A 13,582-nucleotide genomic window follows, 5' to 3' on the forward strand; every position below is an offset into this window, starting at 1 on the left:
CAGGAATCAAGGACTGACCATGCCAAGAACGCCCCTTACACTCCTCAGCGCCGCCATCGCCTCCAGCCTGCTGCTAGGTGCCTGTTCGGCCATGAAGCCCCACGTCTACACCGAGGAGGAAAGCCGACAGCGCATCGTCCAGGACCAGGCGCAGATGTACGCCGACCAGGAACCGGTAACCGCCCCCATCACCTTCTATGAAGCCGCCGCCCGGGCCCTGAAGTACAACCTGGACTACCGCCTGAAGCTGATGGAAAGCGCCCTCTCCAGCGACCTGCGCGACGTGTCCAGCCACGAGATGCTGCCGCGCCTGGTGGCCTCGGCTGGCTATGCCGGACGTAACAACGACTCCGGCGGCACCTCAATCGGCATCGAAGACCGCGAGGAAAGCTTGCGGGCATCCACCTCCGAGGAGCGCTACCGCGAACTCTACGGCCTGGGCCTCTCCTGGAGCCTGCTGGACTTCGGCGTGGCCTACTACCGTACCCAGCAGAAGAGCGACCAGATCCTCATGGCCGAGGAACGCCGTCGCAAGGTGGCGCAGAACGTCCTGCAGGATGTGCGCAATGCGTACTGGCGCGCCGTAGGCGCCCAGCGCCTGATGCCCCAGGTGGACCGTCTGCTGGTGCGCACGCACCAGGCCCTGCTCTCCGCCCAGGAAGCCGAGTCCAAAGGCCTGTTGCCGCGCCAGGAAGTGCTGGCTTACCAGCGCGCCCTGCTGGATTCCATCTACCTGCTCACCGTGCGCCGCCAGGACCTGGAGTTCGCCCAGGCCGAGCTGTCGGCCCTGATGTCGCTGCCGCCGGGCTCGAAGCTGGTCCTCGCTGACCAGACCGAACAGCCCCTGCCGGAACTGAAGCAGGACATCAACCGGCTGGAGCAGCTCTCCCTGGAGAACCGCCCGGAGATCATGGAAGAGTGGTACCGCAAGCGGGTCAACGAAAACGACCTGAAGATCGCCAAGGCCCAGCTCTGGCCCAACGTCAGCCTGGACTTCGGCTACAAGTACGACACCAACAAGTTCCTCTACAACAGCCACTGGACCGAGACCGGGTTGCAGGTGTCGTTGAACCTGCTGCGCCTCTTGCAACTGCCGTCCCTCAACAACGCCACCGAGTCCCAGGCGAAAACGGACGACATGCGCCGCGTGGCGCTGTCCATGGCCATCCTCACCCAGGTGCGCGTCGGCACCCTGCGCTACCAGCTGGCGCGCCAGGAAGTGGAATTCGCCGACCAGAGCCTGCGGGTGGACCAGAGCCTGCTCGACTACGCCCAGGCCGCGCGCAACACCTCCTACGGTTCGGAACTGGAGCTGATCCGCGCCGAAGGCCGTTACCTGCTGTCGCGCTACCAGCGCGAAGCCGCCTACTCCAGTGCCCAGGCCGCCTGGGGCCGGCTGTACAACTCCATCGGCCTGGACATCCTCCCGGAGCAGATCGAGAAGCACGACATCCCGACGCTGGCCCGCGAAATCCAGCGCACCCTGGAAGAGCAACAACGCGCCAAACTCCTCGCCAACCAACAAGGAACACCGCATGTCGTACAACGCTGAGCGCAGTCTGCTCGCACTTTTGCTGTCCCTTGTCCCTTTGCTTCCGCTCCCCGCCGCCTATGCCGAAGACGTACCGGCGGCCAGTCCCCTCGGGGACCCCGGCGCCATTCGCGTGCTGCTCGCGGCTGACCTGGAGACCACCCTCTCCAGCCAGATGAACGGCACCCTCGGCGAACTCAAGGCCTCCCTCGGCCAGCAGGTGGCGAAGAACGCCCTGCTGGCCCAACTCAACTGCGAGGAAGCCCAGGCCCGCGCCAAGGTGGCCGTCGCCGAGCTGACCATGGCCAGGCAGAACCTCGACGCCAAACGCAACCTGCGCAAGCTGGACGCCGTGGGCGACCTGGAAGTCGCCATGGCCAATACCGAAGTGCAGAAAGCCGAAGGCGCACGCGCCCTGGCCCAGGCCCAGAGCGGCTACTGCCAGGTGCAGGCGCCGTTCGCCGGGCGGGTGGCCAAGGTCCACGTGAAGCCGTACCAGACCGTGGCCGCCGGTACGCCGCTGTTCGACCTGGTCAGCGACGGCGCCCTCAAGGTGCGCCTCAACGTGCCCTCCAGCCTGCTGCCCAGGCTCAAGCCGGGCCTGGCGCTGGAAGTGAGCATCCTGGAAACGGGCAAGTCCTATGGCGCCCATATCAGCGCTATCAACTCGCGGGTGGACGCCGTGGCCCAGACCGTGGAACTGGAGGCCCGGCTCGATGCCGAGCACCCGGAACTGATCGCCGGCATGAGCGGCACCGCACACTTCCCGCAAGCCAATGACTGATCGCCTGCCCCATCCTCAGTTGCTGCTGGGACTGGCCGCCCTGCGCGACCGTGCCCTGGCCGCCGATTCGCTGAACGCCCTGGCGTTTTCGATTGCCAACGACCCCTACGCCCTGCTGCGCTGCCACCAGGCACTGGTGCTGGCCCAGCGCGGCGAGGACCTGGAGCTGCTCTGCGTCTCCGGCCTGGCGCGGCCCAGCGAGGATTCGCCCTACCTGGTCTGGCTGCGCCGTGCCAGCCGCTGGCTCGCCGGCCAGTTGCCCGATGCGACGCCGCGCTGGTTGGGCCGCGATGCCGTGGAGCCGCCCGAAGACATCGCCGAAGGCTGGGCCGAATGGTGGCCCAGCGGGATCTGGTGCATTCCCCTGCATGACCGAGACGGCAAGCGCCTCGGGCTGGTGCTGTTCCTTCTGGAAGCGCCGCCGGCGGAAACCCTGCTGCCGTTGCTGGATGGCCTCTGGCAGACCTGGGCCCATTGCTGGGCGGCCTTCGGTGGCCAGCGCCGCCTGCTGGCCTGGCGGCCCAGCAAGCGTCAGCTGCTGGTGGCGCTGGCGGTGGCCGGCGCGCTGATGCTGATTCCGGTCAGGCAGACAGCCCTGGCGCCGGCGGAAATCGTCTCGCGCCAGGCGGAGATCGTCAGTTCCCCCATCGACGGCGTGATCGAACGCATGCAGGTGCGGCCGAACCAGCCGGTGGAAGCCGGCACCCTGCTGCTCAGCCTCGACGAAACCACGCTCAAGAGCCGCGCCGAGGTCCTCGGCAAGGAAGTGGCGGTGGCCGACGCCGAACTGATGGCGGCCAGCCAACGCGCCTTCGACAACCCCCAGAGCAAGAGCGAGCTGACCCTGCTCAATGGCCGCGCCCAGCAGCGCCGTGCCGAACTGGCAGCGGTGCAGGCACAGCTGCAACGCACCCGCGTGCGTTCACCGCGCGCCGGAGTGGCAGTGTTCAGCGACCCCAATGACTGGCTGGGCAAGCCGGTGGTGACCGGGGAGCGCATCCTCCAGGTGGCCGACCCGGCACAGCCGGCGATGCTGATCCAGTTGCCGGTGGCCGATGCCATCGCCCTGGAACCCGGCGCCGAGGTCACCCTGTTCCTCACCGCGTATCCTCTCTCACCGCTCAAGGGCGAGGTGCTGGAAACCAGCTACCAGGCCCGCGCCAACGACGAAGGCGTGGTGGCCTACCGGCTGCTGGCCAGCGTCGAGGGCCAGCCGGAGCACGCCCGCCTTGGCCTCCACGGTACCGCCAAGCTGTATGGCGAACGGGTAGTGCTCGGTTACTACCTGCTGCGCCGTCCCTTCGCCGCGCTGCGCGCCTGGACCGGCCTGTGATGATCGATGCCGCCGAGCTACCGCTGCCGGCCTTGCGGGAAGACCTGCGCCTGCTGGAAACCGCACCGGGTAGCGACGGCGAGCCGGCCTGGGTGATCCAGGACACGGTAGTGAACCGCTTCTATCGCATCGGCTGGCTGGAGTTCGAATGCCTGTTGCGTTGGGAAGGCACGCCGGCGCGGATCTGCCAGGCCATCCAGGAGCAGACGCCGCTGCGCCCGGACGTGGAGCAGGTGCTGGAGTTCCGCCAGTTCCTCGACCAGCACCAGTTGTTGCGCCCCAGCCCAGACGCCACGTCGCGCATGGCCAAACGCAGCGAAGGCAATGCCTGGCTCGACTGGCGCTGGTGGCTGCACCACTACCTGTTCTTCCGCGTCCCGCTGCTGCGTCCGCAACGGCACCTGGAACGCCTGGCCGGGCATCTGGACTGGCTGTTCCGGCCACTGACCGGGGTACTGGTGGTGGCCCTCGGTGTGCTGGGCGTGCTGCTGGTGCTGCAGCAGTGGGACAGCTTCACCACGGCGGTAGTGGAGTCCTTCTCCGCCTCCGGGCTGGTCAGCTTCGCCATGGCACTGATCCTGGCCAAGACGCTCCATGAAATGGGGCATGCCCTGGTGGCGACGCGACTGGGGCTGCGGGTGGGTCACATGGGCATCGCCTTCGTGGTGCTCTGGCCGATGCTCTACACCGACACTGGCGAAAGCTGGAAGCTGCGCAGCTCGCGGCAACGCCTGGCCATCGCCTCGGCCGGCATCCTCACCGAACTGGCCCTGGCGGGCCTGGCCACCCTTGGCTGGGCACTGTCGGACCCGGGCCCGCTGCGCAATGCCCTGCTCTACCTGGCCACCACCAGTTGGGTGCTGTCCCTGGCGCTGAATGCCAGCCCTTTTATGCGCTTCGACGGCTACTTCATCCTGTCGGACCTGCTGGACTTTCCCAACCTCCACGAGCGTTCCTCGGCCCTTGCCCGGACCACCTTGCGGCGCGTGGTGCTGGGCCTGGATGAGGAGTGGCCGGAATCCTTCAGCCCCGGCAGACGCCGCGCCCTGGTGGCCTTCGCCATGGTCACCTGGGTCTACCGCCTGGTGCTGTTCCTGGGGATCGCCGTGGCGGTCTACCTGCTCTTTTTCAAACTGCTCGGGATACTGCTGTTCGCCGTGGAAATCTCCTGGTTCATCCTCATGCCGGTCTGGCGCGAACTGAAACACTGGTGGGCCAACCGGGCCGCCATCCGCCGTAGCCGCCGCGTCTTCTGGTGGGGCGTGCTGGCCACGCTCCTGCTGTTGCTCGCCGTGCCCTGGCGCAGCCAGATCCATGCCCTGGGCGTGGCCCGCGCCGAACACCAGCTGCGGGTCTTCGCGCCCTACCCGGCCCGCCTGCAGGCCATCCATCCGGCCGGCACCGTGGAAGCCGGTGCGACCCTGGTGTCGCTGGAAGAGCCGGACATCGCCTCGCGCGTATCCAGCAGCGAAGCCAGCGTGAAAAGCTACGAGGCACGCCTGGGCGGGCTGATCGCCGACCCCACCGGCGCCGAACAGGCCCTGGCCACCCGCCAGCGCCTCGGCGTGCAGTTCGAGGAAGCCCGGGCAGCCCGCTCGGAAATTGCCCGGCTCAGGCTCCAGGCGCCCTTCGCAGGCCAGTGGCTGGACCTCGACCCGGACTGGCGCCCCGGCCAGTGGGTGCACAGCCGCGAACCGATCGGAGTGCTGGTGGACCCGAGCCGCTGGCAAGTGGACGCCTACGTCGACCAGGACGACGTGCAACGGCTGGTGCAGGACGGCAGCGTGCGCTTCTACCCGGAAGGCCAGCCAGCGCCCATTACCGGAAAAGTGGTGGCCATCGGCAGCACGCGCGTCAGCAAACTCGAACACCCCATGCTCGCCTCCCGCTTCGGCGGCCCGCTGACGGTGGCCAGCCACGGCAAGGAACTGGTGCCAACGCCGCCGCTATTCCATGTGCTGGTGCAACTGGACAGCGCCCCGCCCTCCCTCCGCGAAACCCGCGGCCACCTGCAGATCGAAGGCAACCGCCGCAGCCTGCTGGCCGAGGGCCTGACCCATGTCGCGGCGGTGGTGCTCAGGGAAAGCGGGTTCTAGAGCGCGTGCTCGCTTCGTTGGGCTTCGCGTCGCTCAGCCACAACCTACGATTTCCGCCCCCCTTCCTGTGGGGGCGAATTCATTCGCTACGCGGGCCGCAGGCCCGCCAGGCTCAATTCCCCGCCGAAACACCCCGATCAATGGCCATATCCGCCCCCGTGATGGAGCGCGCTTCCGGCTGAGCGAGGAAATACACCAATTCGGCCACTTCCTCCGGCTGGATGAAGCACGCCCGGTCACCCTGCGGATACTTCGCCAGCAGCTCGCGGTAATACCCTTCGGGATCGCCCCCGCCGTATTGCTCGGCCTGGAACTTGAGCATCGGGGTTTCGATATCGCCGGGCGACACGGCATTGCAGCGCACGCCGAAGGGCGCCAGGTCCAGCGCCAGGGTCTTGGTCAGCAGCGTCACGCCGCCCTTGCTCGCGCAATAGGCCGCTGCATTCCTGTTGCCCTGGCGGCCGGCATCGCTGGAAATGTTGACGATGCTTCCCTCGGACACTTTCAGGTGCGGGATAGCCGCCGAGCACATGAAGAAGGTGGCCTTCAGGTTCACATCCAGCACCAGGTCGAAGTCTTCCTCGCTGAAGGTGTCTACCGGGCCTTCACGCCAGACGCCAGCCGCGTTGACCAGCGCGTCCAGCCGGCCAAAGGCGGCTAGCGCTGCACCGACTACCTCGGTGCAGGTCGACGGGCGCCGGATATCGCCGGCGAGGATGGCGCAGGCCGGATGTTCCACCTGCAGCCGCGTCAGGCCCTCGGCGGAGAGGTCGGTGGCAAAGACCTGCCAACCGCCCTGGATGAATCGCTTGACCAGCGCCCGGCCAACACCGCCGGCCGCACCCGTGATCAGAACAACAGGACTGCTCATGGTGACGTTCCTCCCGCTCACGGCGCCTTGTTTTCAATCAGGCAGTTGCCGCCGTCCACCACCAACAGTTCGCCGGTGATGTAGCTGGCTTCCGGCGATGCGAGGAAGGCCACCGCAGCCGCCACTTCCTCCGGGCGCCCTGCCCGGCCCACCGGCACATAGCTTGCCGCATGGCGTTCCTCTTCCGTGCTGGAGCCGGTACCGATCCATCCCGGTGCAACGCTGTTGACGGTGATGCCCTGGCGCGCCACTTCCAGCGCGAGGCCCATGTTCATCCCGACCATGCCGGCCTTGGCGGCGCTGTAAGCGGCTTCGCCCGGATTGCTGCCACGGGTGCCGGTGGTGGAGCTGATCTGCACGATGCGCCCGTAACCCCGTGCCTGCATGCCCGGCAGCACGGCGCGGGTGAGCAGGAAGGCGGTGGTCAGGTTGCGTGCAATGGAAAGATTCCAGGTGGCGAGGTCCATGCCGGCAACCTCGGCAAAGGGTTCGGGGCTGCCTTGCATGGCCATGCCGGCGTTGTTCACCAGGATGTCGATGCGGCCCCAGAGCGATTCGGCCCAGGTGGCAAGCTCGCGAACCTGGGCTTCGTCGGTAAGGTCTGCCGCCCTGCCCTCGGCCTCGAAGCCCTCGGCGCGCAGCTCCGCCACCCGCTCGGCGATCCGCGCGCTACTGGCGGTGACCACCAGCTTCACCCCTGCAGCGCCAAGCCGGCGGGCGATTGCCATGCCGATACCCAGTTCGCTGCCGGCCCCGCTCACCAGAGCCACCTGGCCCTGCCAACTCCTGTTCGTCATGTCCTGCTCCTCACGCGTGTTGTCGTAGGAGTGGAAATTAAGTGCACAAGCCTGATAGAAAAAGACGACCGTCATCAGCAAACCTGACAACCGCTATGGCCTTCACCAGCGAAACCCTCAAGGTGTTCCTCGCCGTCCTCGAGGCGGGCTCCTTCTCCGCGGCAGCCCGCAAGCTCGGCCGCGTGCCCTCCGCCGTCAGCATGGCGATCTCCCAACTGGAAGCCGAACTGGACCTGGAGCTCTTCGACCGCTCCACCCGCAAGGCCCTGCCCACTGCCGCCGCCCGCGCACTGGAGCCCCAGGCACGGCAGGCCGCCAGCCAGTTGAATCTGCTGGACGCCCATGCCCTGCAATTACACCAGGGCCTTGAGGCACGCCTGGTGCTGGCAATGGCGCCGGAGCTGCAGACCGGTGCCTGGAGCCGTCCGCTGGCGATCCTGGCCCGCGAGTTTCCAACCCTGCAGATCGAGGTGCGCTCCGCATCCCAAGCCGAGGCCGTGCGCATGCTGCATGAAGGCAGCGTTCAGTTGGCACTGGTGTTCGAGCGGCCGGGCATCGACGAGCGCGAAGCCTTCCTGGAGGCCGGCAGCCAGTTGCTGACGGCCGTGGCCGCGCCGGGATTTGCCTCCGCAAACGAGTCCGGTGCCTTGGGCGAGGCGCAGATTGCGGATACCCGGCAGATCATCGTCGGCACCGGCGAGCCCACCGCGTCCGACCCGCAGATCGTGCTGTCGCACCGGGTCTGGCTCTCCGACAGCTACCTGGCGACCCTCGATCTGGTCCAGGCCGGTCTGGGCTGGGCCTACCTGCCGCAGCCGCTGGTCCAGCCGCTGCTGGCATCGGGCGCGCTCACCGAAGTCGCCTTCGACAACATGGCCAGCCAGTTGCGGCTGTGGGTGGACATCATCTGGATCAAGAATCGCCCTCTCGGACTCGGCGCCGCGCGCTACCTGGAGCTGATGCGCGCGCAGCTCGATACCGAGCCCCGCAGGGCCTGAACCGTCTTCAAAGCGTCACCACGATCTTGCCGAATTGCTGGTTCGACTCCAGGTAACGATGGGCCTCGGCCATCTGTTCGAAGGCCGCGAGCCGCACCGCGCTCCGATGGAGTACGTAGGGTGCGCCGTGCGCACAGACGGTTTGTATCGACGCCGAGGCCGAGCCCGGAATCGGTGCGCTCGGCGCGCCCTGCGGATTCCTGCTCAACCCAGCACTTCTCCAACCGTGGCGGCAGATTCCACCTGCTGCGCCGCCGGCCCGGTAGAGAACCGAAGGCAAGCATCGTCCACCGGCCCCTTGCGCAACAGCTTCACGTCATTGAAGTAGTCCATGGACATGACCCAGGGCATGCCCGGGCCCTGGCGTGGCAGGTTGGCCAGGACGCGCTGGACGTAACCGGCGCCGAAATCCAGCAGCGGGCGGGTCGGCATGCCAGCCGGAGCCTGCGGTTCGCAGACGCTGACGCCCTGCTCTTCCATATGCCCCAGCAGGCGGCAGAAATGCTCGCAGAGCAGGCTCACCTTGAGCGTCCAGGAGGCATTGGTGTAGCCCACCGCGAAGGCGAAGTTGGGGATGCCGGAGAGCATCATGCCCTTGTAGGCCACGGTTTCGTTCCAGGCGATGGGCTGGCCATCCCGCGACAGCTGCACGCCGCCAAACACCTGCACGTTGAGCCCGGTGGCGGTGATGACGATGTCCGCTTCCAGCACGACGCCGGATTTCAGCCTTACGCCCTGCTCGGTGAAGCTGTCGATATGGTCGGTGACGACGGACGCCTTGCCGCTGCGCAGTGCCTTGAACAGGTCGCTGTCGGGCACCACGCACAGGCGCTGGTCCCAGGGGTTGTAGGGCGGATTGAAATGCACATCCACCGGATAGCCCTTGGGCAGCGCGCGTTTGTTGACGAAGCGGATGATGCGCCGCGCGGCATTGGGGAAGCGCTGGCAGAAGCGCCACAGGCCCAGCGCCACCTTGGCGTTCTTGTAGCGCACCAGGGCGTAGGCGGTCTTTTCCGGCAGCACTTTGCGCAGCAGCAGAGCGATCGGGTCCTTCGCTGGTAGCGGGATCACGTAGCTCGGGGTGCGTTGCAGCATGGTCACGTGGGCCGCCTTGTCAGCCATGGCCGGCACCAGCGTCACCGCCGTGGCGCCACTGCCGATCACTAGGACCCGCTTGCCGCTGTAGTCGAGGTTTTCCGGCCAGTGCTGCGGGTGGATCAGCTGCCCACGGAAGCGTTCGGCACCCTCGAAATTCGGGGTAAAGCCCTGGTCATAGCGGTAGTAACCGCCAGCGGAAAACAGCCAGCGGCACGGCACCACGCTGCGCTGACCGCTGGCCGCGTCTTCCACCAGCACTTCCCAGCAGGCCCGTTCGCTGCGCCAGTCCGCCGACACCACGCGCTGGCCGTAGCGGATGTGCCGCTCGATCTGGTGCTCGACCACGGTTTCCCGCAGGTAGCTCATGATCGCGCTGGCATCGGCAATGGCCTTCTCGTCCTTCCAGGGCTTGAACTCGAAGCCAAAGGTATAGAGGTCGGAGTCGGAACGGATGCCGGGATAGCGGAACAGGTCCCAGGTGCCGCCCAGGCTGTCGCGCGCCTCCAGTACCTGGAAGCTCCTGCCCGGCTGGTCGCGCTTCAGGTAACAGGCGGCGCCGATGCCGGACAGGCCGGCACCGACGATCAGTACGTCGAGGATGCCCTGGGACGGGTTCGATTGGGCGGTCATGGCGGTTCCTTGTGCTTGTTGTTCGGACCACGGCTGACGAAGCCATGCTAGAGGCTAGAGCTGGACTATGGTTCCAACAAGCCGCTTTCCGCACTATCCAAAAGCATGGAATCGCAAAGGCCGTCCCACGGGACCGTTACTGGAATGCAGGCGCCTTCGGCAGCCCGCAATGGGTCGGTGCCGGTGACACGAATTCGATGCCGGTCAGCCATCCGTTGGCCATGATCGACGCGAACATCCCGGACACCGGTTCGGAGCACGGGTCGATGGCGAGGTGCAGGTGCCAGGAACTGCCATCGGGCGATATCGACTGGAGGGTCCAGGCGACGCCGGGCAGGCACTGGTTGATGATCTGTTCGATGGCGGCGGCAGCCAGGGGGCGGGTGGAAATCATGACCGTCAGGCTCATGGCAGGCTCCGGGCATGGAAATCGGGGCCTGGGGCCACCCGTCACAGGACGGGCGACCCAGGCGATGGGCTAGCGCCGGCGATTGGCTGGCGACTGGGGTATCAGGCGACGACCGGAATCATCGGGTCGGCAGCAGCCAGTGCGGTGGCACGATCAGCCGCCGGCGGGTAGATCCACACGGAGTTGATCTGCTGCTTGATGGATTTGCCTTCCTGACGCTCGAACTTGATCTGGCGCTCCCATCCCTCGGTGAACACGGCACCCCAGGCACCGAGGTCCAGGCAGGTGACGTACTTCGGCTGGCTGTAGGGGATCGGCGTCACGCCCAGCAGGCTGGCGGCCACGTTATTGCCGGCGGAGCGGCCCAGGGCAATCGCATGCTGGCAGGACATCAGCGCATGGTTGCCATGGTCGTCGCATGCCGCGCGGGCGACGTCGCCAGTGGCGAATACACCGTGATGCCCATGCACCTGCAGATTGGCGTCAACGTGAAGGCGACCCTGGCCGTCACGCTCGGCCGGAACCTGCTCAGTGAGCGGGTTGGCGCGCACGCCGACCGTCCAGACCACGGTGTCCGCCTCGATACGTTCGCCGTTGGACAGGGTCACGCCGGCGGCATCCACCGAAGCCACGCCGCTGTTCAGGCACCATTCGATACCCAGTTCGGCAGACGCCTCGGCAATGGCGGCACGCGGCCCCTCGCCCAGTGCAGCACCGATCTGGTGGCCACGGTCGACCACGATGACCCGCACATCGGCGTCCTCGCCCAGCACCGCACGCAGGCGAGCCGGCATTTCAGCGGCGGTTTCGATACCGGTGAAGCCGCCACCGGCCACGACCACGGTGTTGCGGCTGGCGGTTGCAGGACGCTCCGCCAGGGTGTTGAGGTGGCGCTCCAGGCGCACGGCTTCTTCGAGATTGTCCACGTCGAAGGCGTGCTCGACACCGGCCATCTCCGGGCGTACTACCTGGCTGCCGGAGGCCAGTACCAGGCGGTCGTAGGCCAGTTCGGCGAACTCGCCTGCGGCATCGCGATAGCCAACGCGCTTGCCCTCGACGTCGATGCGCTCGGCAAAGCCCTGGACGAAGGTCACGCCCACGGCGTCGAACAGGTCGCCCAGCGGCGCCACCATCTTGTGCACCTCGGGTTCGTAGAAGCGCGGACGCACGCGCAGCTCGGCCTGGGGTGCGAGCACCACCACTTCGACGTCGTTGCGGCCATGCTGGTCGAGCAGGCGAGTCGCGCTCAGGGCGCTCCACATACCACCGAAGCCGGCGCCGACAATCAGGATGCGTTGTTTCATGGTTCTCTCCACAAGGCGAAAAGCGAGGTTGTTCCGGGCGGATACACCCGAGAGTCATAGGCCGGGGGGTGAGGTCATTTCCTCTAATCACACCGGATAACTACGACTGTATTTGTCGTAGTTAATTTCAGCAAGCATTTTTCCTTGCCGGGTCATGCCGCTCGTCGCCATCATTTCCCTCAAGCCGCGACAAATATGGGCGTCAAGGCTTCAATCCTTTAGCATTGAGGCGTCTGAAGTGAAGGAAGGCTTCCACTGCGAAGCTGGAAACACGGGAAATGCAATAGAGAACGGCCGTCAAAATGGCGACCGCATTAGTCGGAGTTAAAGATGGCGTTGTACAGCGCGGGCGTGGAGTACGGAATCCACTGCCTCCTCTATCTCGCAGATGAGAAAGGCAATGGCCGAGAAGCCAGCGTGCGCGCCCTGGCCGAACTGCAGGGCGTGCCGCCGGAACTGCTGGCCAAGGTGTTCACCCGCCTGGCCAAGGCGGGCCTGGTGGCGGCCACCGAAGGTGTACGCGGCGGCTTCCGCCTGGCGCGGCCGGCGGACGAGATCACGGTGCTGGACATCGTCCGTGCCATCGACGGCGACAAGCAGATTTTCGAATGCCGGGGTATACGCGAGCGCTGCGCGATCTTCGGGAGTGATTGCCCCGCGCCGGACTGGGCCATTGCCGACCCCTGCTCCATCCATGCGGTGATGCTGCAGGCGCAAAAACGCATGGAAGAAGCCCTCGCCCAGCAGACCATTCTCGACCTGGTGCGCCGCGTCGCACGCAAGGCCCCGCCCGAGTTCGGCGAACAGGTGCTGCGCTGGATGAACGACCGCCACGAAGGCAAGACGGAAGTCGGGCCGCTCTGAGCCCGACCGTAACCATCCGCGGCATCCCTACCGTAGGGGGTGCCGCGTTTTCCAAGCGTTCGAAACTGGCTCCGATTACGTGCCTTGCGGGGTTTCGCCGCGGGCCAGGCGTTGGTTGATGTCGTCGATCACTGCCGGCAGGTCGGCGATGGTGTCGATCAGGTAGTGCGGGCGCGAACCCTCGAACATCTGGCCGATACGCGCACGCTCCGCGTCCAGCTTGTCTTTCGGCAGCGCCTTGAACTGTTCGTACGTCAGGCCCAGGGCGTTGCCCGAGCAGGTCAGGGCCACGGTCCACATGCCGGCGCTGCGGCCTTCGAGGATGCCCGGCCAGGTGTCGTCCACCTTCACGCAGGCGGCGACGTCGTCGATGCCGAGGGCGATCACGTTGGCCAGAGACTGGGCCGGGTACGGACGGCCGTTGGGCACTTCGTCGGTCGCCACCACGTGGTCCGGCGTGTAGCCGTTCTCGCGGGCCAGTTCCACCACCTTGGCCATCACCACCGCCGGGTAGCCGGAGCAGGTACCGATCTTCAGGCCCTTGCCGCGCAGGGTGGCGATGGCGTCGAGGGCGCCGGGGATCAGGGCCGAGTGCAGGCCGATCTTCTCGATCTGCAGCGGCATGAAGCGTTCGTAGATGGCGGTGACGTCATCGTCCGTCGGCAGGCGGCCGAAGGCAGCGCGGTAGCGTTCGCCGATCGCCGGCACGTCGCAGAGGGTGCGGATGTGGTCCCACTTGCCCATGCCCATCGGGCCGCGGGCTTCTTCCAGGGAGACGGCGACGCCGAACTCACCGAAGGCCTCGACGAAGATCTGGGTCGGCGCGAAGGAACCGAAGTCGACGACGGTACCGGCCCAGTCGAGGAT

General features: G+C 66.6%; 13 protein-coding genes. 6 read left to right on the forward strand and 7 right to left on the reverse strand.

The annotated features are described in order from the left end of the window. Positions 1-19 precede the first annotated feature (19 nt). The 4 genes from E8F06_RS01795 to E8F06_RS01810 are packed head-to-tail and all read left to right on the forward strand — an operon-like array spanning position 20 to position 5,744. Positions 20-1,552, forward strand: coding sequence for a TolC family protein (locus E8F06_RS01795; RefSeq protein WP_280363604.1), 1,533 nt, complete (start codon positions 20-22; stop codon positions 1,550-1,552). Next, positions 1,536-2,315 carry an efflux RND transporter periplasmic adaptor subunit gene (locus E8F06_RS01800; RefSeq protein WP_280363606.1) on the forward strand — a complete coding sequence of 260 codons (780 nt, stop codon included), beginning with the start codon at positions 1,536-1,538 and terminating at the stop codon, positions 2,313-2,315. Before E8F06_RS01795 ends, E8F06_RS01800 begins: the two co-directional genes overlap by 17 nt. After that, positions 2,308-3,648 (forward strand): HlyD family secretion protein, encoded by a 1,341-nt coding sequence (locus E8F06_RS01805; protein ID WP_280363609.1) that lies wholly within the window; start codon positions 2,308-2,310, stop codon positions 3,646-3,648. The genes E8F06_RS01800 and E8F06_RS01805 overlap by 8 nt, the downstream gene beginning before the upstream one ends. Then, positions 3,648-5,744 carry an HlyD family efflux transporter periplasmic adaptor subunit gene (locus E8F06_RS01810; protein ID WP_280363611.1) on the forward strand — a complete coding sequence of 699 codons (2,097 nt, stop codon included), beginning with the start codon at positions 3,648-3,650 and terminating at the stop codon, positions 5,742-5,744. Before E8F06_RS01805 ends, E8F06_RS01810 begins: the two co-directional genes overlap by 1 nt. Positions 5,745-5,856: 112 nt before the next feature. On the opposite strand, the gene E8F06_RS01815 is transcribed toward E8F06_RS01810, so the two are convergent. After that, complete coding sequence (locus E8F06_RS01815; protein WP_280363613.1) at positions 5,857-6,615, reverse strand: SDR family oxidoreductase; 759 nt, start codon at positions 6,613-6,615, stop codon at positions 5,857-5,859. 17 nt (positions 6,616-6,632) lie between these two features. After that, on the reverse strand, positions 6,633-7,412 hold the full coding sequence (locus E8F06_RS01820; protein WP_280363616.1) for an SDR family NAD(P)-dependent oxidoreductase: 780 nt from the start codon (positions 7,410-7,412) through the stop codon (positions 6,633-6,635). Positions 7,413-7,507: 95 nt separating this feature from the next. Here E8F06_RS01820 and E8F06_RS01825 point away from each other — a divergent pair, with 95 nt between their 5' ends. Beyond that, on the forward strand, positions 7,508-8,410 hold the full coding sequence (locus E8F06_RS01825; protein WP_280363617.1) for a LysR family transcriptional regulator: 903 nt from the start codon (positions 7,508-7,510) through the stop codon (positions 8,408-8,410). 7 nt (positions 8,411-8,417) lie between these two features. Here E8F06_RS01825 and E8F06_RS01830 read toward each other — a convergent pair whose 3' ends face one another. The 4 genes from E8F06_RS01830 to E8F06_RS01845 all read right to left on the reverse strand — a co-directional run bounded on the left by E8F06_RS01830 (position 8,418) and on the right by E8F06_RS01845 (position 11,851). Continuing rightward, the gene (locus E8F06_RS01830; protein WP_280363620.1) at positions 8,418-8,618 is read right to left on the reverse strand and encodes a zinc-binding dehydrogenase; all 201 of its coding nucleotides are present in this window, start codon (positions 8,616-8,618) and stop codon (positions 8,418-8,420) included. Further along, positions 8,615-10,138 carry an NAD(P)/FAD-dependent oxidoreductase gene (locus tag E8F06_RS01835; RefSeq protein ID WP_280363625.1) on the reverse strand — a complete coding sequence of 508 codons (1,524 nt, stop codon included), beginning with the start codon at positions 10,136-10,138 and terminating at the stop codon, positions 8,615-8,617. Before E8F06_RS01835 ends, E8F06_RS01830 begins: the two co-directional genes overlap by 4 nt. Positions 10,139-10,274: 136 nt before the next feature. After that, positions 10,275-10,547, reverse strand: coding sequence for a hypothetical protein (locus E8F06_RS01840; protein ID WP_280363627.1), 273 nt, complete (start codon positions 10,545-10,547; stop codon positions 10,275-10,277). Between the two features lie 101 nt (positions 10,548-10,648). Further along, the gene (locus E8F06_RS01845) at positions 10,649-11,851 is read right to left on the reverse strand and encodes an NAD(P)/FAD-dependent oxidoreductase (protein WP_280363630.1); all 1,203 of its coding nucleotides are present in this window, start codon (positions 11,849-11,851) and stop codon (positions 10,649-10,651) included. A 330-nt stretch (positions 11,852-12,181) separates the two neighbouring features. On the opposite strand from E8F06_RS01845, the gene E8F06_RS01850 reads away from it, so the two are divergent. Continuing rightward, positions 12,182-12,715 carry an Rrf2 family transcriptional regulator gene (locus tag E8F06_RS01850; protein ID WP_280363633.1) on the forward strand — a complete coding sequence of 178 codons (534 nt, stop codon included), beginning with the start codon at positions 12,182-12,184 and terminating at the stop codon, positions 12,713-12,715. Positions 12,716-12,790: 75 nt separating this feature from the next. Here E8F06_RS01850 and phnX read toward each other — a convergent pair. After that, the coding region (gene phnX / locus E8F06_RS01855; protein ID WP_280363635.1) for a phosphonoacetaldehyde hydrolase at positions 12,791-13,582 on the reverse strand (792 nt) is incomplete at its 5' end.

Source organism: Pseudomonas sp. BN411, assembly GCF_029871235.1.
In the GTDB taxonomy this organism is placed as follows: domain Bacteria; phylum Pseudomonadota; class Gammaproteobacteria; order Pseudomonadales; family Pseudomonadaceae; genus Metapseudomonas.

Excerpts from the sequence above, each read along its gene's own strand:
- E8F06_RS01820 (WP_280363616.1), bottom strand. The coding sequence starts at position 7,412 with ATGACGAACAGGAGTTGGCAGGGCCAGGTGGCTCTGGTGAGCGGGGCC.
- E8F06_RS01840 (WP_280363627.1), bottom strand. The coding sequence starts at position 10,547 with ATGAGCCTGACGGTCATGATTTCCACCCGCCCCCTGGCTGCCGCCGCC.
- E8F06_RS01835 (WP_280363625.1), bottom strand. The coding sequence starts at position 10,138 with ATGACCGCCCAATCGAACCCGTCCCAGGGCATCCTCGACGTACTGATC.
- E8F06_RS01810 (WP_280363611.1), top strand. The coding sequence starts at position 3,648 with ATGATCGATGCCGCCGAGCTACCGCTGCCGGCCTTGCGGGAAGACCTG.
- E8F06_RS01805 (WP_280363609.1), top strand. The coding sequence starts at position 2,308 with ATGACTGATCGCCTGCCCCATCCTCAGTTGCTGCTGGGACTGGCCGCC.
- E8F06_RS01800 (WP_280363606.1), top strand. The coding sequence starts at position 1,536 with ATGTCGTACAACGCTGAGCGCAGTCTGCTCGCACTTTTGCTGTCCCTT.
- E8F06_RS01845 (WP_280363630.1), bottom strand. The coding sequence starts at position 11,851 with ATGAAACAACGCATCCTGATTGTCGGCGCCGGCTTCGGTGGTATGTGG.
- E8F06_RS01795 (WP_280363604.1), top strand. The coding sequence starts at position 20 with ATGCCAAGAACGCCCCTTACACTCCTCAGCGCCGCCATCGCCTCCAGC.
- E8F06_RS01850 (WP_280363633.1), top strand. The coding sequence starts at position 12,182 with ATGGCGTTGTACAGCGCGGGCGTGGAGTACGGAATCCACTGCCTCCTC.
- E8F06_RS01815 (WP_280363613.1), bottom strand. The coding sequence starts at position 6,615 with ATGAGCAGTCCTGTTGTTCTGATCACGGGTGCGGCCGGCGGTGTTGGC.
- E8F06_RS01825 (WP_280363617.1), top strand. The coding sequence starts at position 7,508 with ATGGCCTTCACCAGCGAAACCCTCAAGGTGTTCCTCGCCGTCCTCGAG.